Annotated in this window: 3 protein-coding genes; 2 read left to right on the top strand and 1 reads right to left on the bottom strand. The window is 64.0% G+C overall.

All coding sequences use genetic code 11. The features are described 5' to 3' along the window. Positions 1-286 (bottom strand): Phenylacetic acid catabolic protein (locus AB3X86_RS37850; RefSeq protein WP_368599858.1); only part of this gene is annotated, 286 nt, incomplete at its 3' end. Between the two features lie 200 nt (positions 287-486). Between AB3X86_RS37850 and AB3X86_RS37845 the strand changes: the two genes are divergently transcribed. Next, the gene (locus tag AB3X86_RS37845; RefSeq protein ID WP_368599857.1) at positions 487-2,109 is read left to right on the top strand and encodes an NAD(P)/FAD-dependent oxidoreductase; all 1,623 of its coding nucleotides are present in this window, start codon (positions 487-489) and stop codon (positions 2,107-2,109) included. Between the two features lie 85 nt (positions 2,110-2,194). After that, the gene (locus tag AB3X86_RS37840) at positions 2,195-3,475 is read left to right on the top strand and encodes an SGNH/GDSL hydrolase family protein (protein ID WP_368599856.1); all 1,281 of its coding nucleotides are present in this window, start codon (positions 2,195-2,197) and stop codon (positions 3,473-3,475) included. The last annotated feature ends 217 nt before the right edge of the window (positions 3,476-3,692 follow it).

Raw genomic sequence — 3,692 nt, 5'->3', positions numbered from 1 at the left:
CGTGGCCGGCCTCGTCCTGCACCTTGGCGATCAGGATCGCCTTGCGCTTGAGGCTCGGCGCGCGGGTGATCCAGTTGCCCTCGGGCAGCATGCCGACGATCTCCGAGTGCGCGTGCTGCGAGATCTGCCGCACCAGCGTCTTGCGGTACGCGTCGGGCATCCAGTCCTGTGGCTCGATCTTGCCGTCGGCGGCCATCACCGCGTCGAAGCGCGCCTGTTCGGGCGAATTCGCGTCCGCGTCCAGTGGGGCGACGTGGCCGGGGATATCGAGGGATTGGGTGTACATGGGGGACGCTCTCTGGAGGAGTGGTCTGTGTCGGCGTAGTATAAACCAACCGACCGGTCGGTTAATAAATTTTTTCGAGGACGGGGATTGGGCTTGATAGCGTCATTTAGGGGTGTCGAAGCACGTCACCCCACCCCGACACTTACCGGTAAAATTGCGAATTGGCCGCGATCTGCGGCCCACTTGCATCTCCGGTACTCATGTTACGTCTAAGCGAAATCAAACTCCCGCTCGATCATCCCGAAAGCGCCCTCGAAGCCGCCATCCGTGCGCGCCTCGCGGACCTCGGCGTGGCGCGGGACGGGCTCATCCGATACACCGTGTTTCGCCGCGCGCACGACGCGCGCAAGCGCGCCGACATCAAGCTCACCTACATCGTCGATGTCGAGGTCGAGGATGAAGCGGCCGCGCTGAAACGGCTCGCCGACGTGCCGCATTGCGGCGTGACCCCCGACATGAGCTACAAGTTCGTCGCCAAAGCGCCCGCCCAACTGAGCACGCCGCGTCCGGTCGTGATCGGCATGGGACCGTGTGGTCTTTTCGCCGGACTGATCCTCGCGCAGATGGGCTTCCGGCCGATCATCCTCGAGCGCGGCAAGGCCGTGCGCGAGCGCACCAAGGACACGTTTGGCCTGTGGCGCAAATCGGTGCTGAATCCCGAGTCGAACGTGCAGTTCGGCGAAGGTGGCGCGGGCACTTTTTCGGACGGCAAGCTCTACAGCCAGATAAAGGACCCGAAACATTACGGCCGCAAAGTGCTCGACGAATTCGTGCGGGCCGGTGCGCCCGAGGACATCCTGTACCTGAGCCGGCCGCATATCGGCACGTTTCGCCTCGTCAGCATGGTCGAGAAGATGCGTGCGAGCATCCATGAGCTGGGCGGCGAAGTGCGCTTCGAGACGCGTGTCGAGGACATCGACATCGACAACGGCCAGGTGCGCGGGCTGAAGCTGTCGACCGGCGGGACGCTGCGCTGCGACCACGTGGTGCTGGCGGTCGGCCATAGCGCACGCGACACCTTCCAGATGCTGTACGACCGCGGCGTTCACGTCGAGGCGAAGCCGTTTTCGCTCGGTTTCCGTATCGAGCATCCGCAAGGGGTGATCGATCGCAGCCGTTTCGGCAAATTTGCCGGTCACAAACAGCTCGGTGCAGCCGACTATAAGGTGGTGCACCACTGCAGCAATGGGCGCGCGGTGTATAGCTTTTGCATGTGTCCCGGCGGCACCGTGGTGGCGGCCACGTCGGAGCCGGGGCGGGTCGTCACGAACGGCATGAGCCAGTACTCGCGCGCGGAGCGCAACGCGAATGCGGGCATCGTGGTCGGCATTACGCCAGACGACTACCCGGGCGGCCCGCTTGCGGGCATCGCGTTTCAGCGCAAGTGGGAGGAGCGGGCGTTCGAACTTGGTGGCGGCAACTATATGGCGCCGGGGCAGTTGGTCGGCGACTTCATCGCCGGGCGTCCGTCCACGTCGCTCGGCTCCGTCGTGCCGTCGTATAAGCCCGGCGTGCGGCCAACCGATCTCAGCACCGCACTGCCCGACTACGCGATCGAGGCGATTCGCGAGGCGCTGCCGCAGATGGAAAAGAAAATCGCCGGTTTCGCGATGCATGACGCGGTGCTGACCGGCGTTGAAACGCGAACGTCGTCGCCGGTACGCGTTCGTCGCGGGGACGACTACCAGAGCGTCAACATCAAAGGGCTGTATCCCGCCGGCGAAGGTGCGGGATATGCGGGCGGGATCTACTCGGCGGCGATCGACGGAATCGAAGTCGCCGAAGCCGTCGCTCTGAAGATCATGAGTCAGCAAACGGCATGAGTCCAAACGGGCACAGCCGCCGGGCACCCGCGATTGCCGCGTCGTTCGGGCACAATGCGCGTTTCGTCTCGAACTGATCGTCCGAATGACCATTCGCACCCTGGCTGCCGCATGCGGCGCGGCGCTGCTTGCCCAATTTGCTCCGTTTGTCGTTTCCTCGAACGCGTTCGCTGCCGAAGCGCCCGAGCATTGGGTCGCCGTGTGGGCGACCGCGCTGCAACCGCTTCCACAGCGGGCCGACCTGCCACCGCTGTATCGCGCGCCGGAAGTCGCCGGGCGCACCGTCCGGCAAATCGTGTATCCGACTTTGTCGGGAAAGACGGCGCGAATTCATCTGAGCAATGCGTATGGCAAGACACCTCTGGTCATCGACGAACTGCGCATCGCGCGCTCGGCCGGCGGCGCGGCGGCGGTAGCGAGGGATGGCAGTCGAGTGACGTTTGCTGGCAAGGGCGCGGTCAGCGTTCCGCCCGGCGGCGAGCTGGACAGCGATCCGATTGGGATCGACGTCGTCGAGGGCGCGCCGTATGCGATCAGTGCGTTTATGGGACCGGAGCAGCGGATCGTCGCGTGGCACCGTGTGTCGAATCAGGTGAATTATGTGTCGGGGCCGGGCAATCACACCGCCGACACGTCCGCCGCCGCATTTCGCGGCCGCTTCACCCAATATGTGTGGGTCACGGGCTTGTCGGTGGAGGCGGCGGCACCGTCAGTTGCTGTGGCTGCGATCGGCGACTCGATCACCGACGGCATGCGCTCCAGCCTGAACCAGAACCGTCGCTGGCCGGATGCGCTGGCTCGGCGACTGGCGGCGAGCGGCGCGCAGTCGACCGCGATCGTGAATCTCGGCATCAGCGGCAACCGGCTTCTCAGCGACTCACCTTGTTATGGCGACGCGCTTGCGAGCCGCTTTGAGCGCGATGTTTTGCAACGTCCGGGCGTCAAGGCGGCGGTTGTGCTGATTGGCATCAACGACATTAACTTTGCGGCAATGCCGCCTCATGGCGGGCTCGACTGCGATTTTCCTCATACGTCGGTCACGGCTGCCGATCTGATCGCCGGTTACCAGCGAGTGATCGCGGCCGCGCGGCGCAACGGTGTCAAGGTGTTCGGCGCGACGCTGACGCCGGCGTCGCTGCCGCAGGAGCGGGAAAACATCCGACTCGCGGTTAATCAGTGGATCCGGACTAGTCGCGCTTTCGATGGCGTCGTCGATTTCGACGCGGCGTTGCGCGACAGAGCGCAGCCGGAGCGTCTGCAGCGCGCTTTCGATAGCGGCGATCACATCCATCCGAGCGACGCGGGCTACGCGGCCATGGCCGACGCTGTTCCTGTTGAGGCAGTGGTGAGCGCGGCCCGGAAGTGAGTCACAACTTTTTTTAAGCAAAAGCGAAATCGAGTATTGACGAGACGAGAAAGAGTCTCCATAATCTCGTTTCTCTGCTGCAGACGCAGCGACGCAAACGAAGCGGTGCCGGGTGGTGGTAGTTCAGGCGCTGCGGGTTGGGCGGATCGATCTTTAAAAACTAACAGCCGATAAGTGTGGGCGCTTGATGCGGAATGCGGCGGCGGATCCGTATGGA

The sequence above is a fragment of the Paraburkholderia sp. BR14374 genome, assembly GCF_040948685.1.
Classification (GTDB): Bacteria; Pseudomonadota; Gammaproteobacteria; order Burkholderiales; family Burkholderiaceae; genus Paraburkholderia; species Paraburkholderia youngii.
The sequence above is the reverse complement of the archived record's forward strand: the minus strand, read 5'-3'. Positions and strand labels throughout refer to the sequence as shown.

What these genes read in the sequence shown, in the direction of transcription:
- AB3X86_RS37845 (WP_368599857.1), top strand. Translation starts at nt 487, where the DNA reads ATGTTACGTCTAAGCGAAATCAAACTCCCGCTCGATCATCCCGAAAGC.
- AB3X86_RS37840 (WP_368599856.1), top strand. Translation starts at nt 2,195, where the DNA reads ATGACCATTCGCACCCTGGCTGCCGCATGCGGCGCGGCGCTGCTTGCC.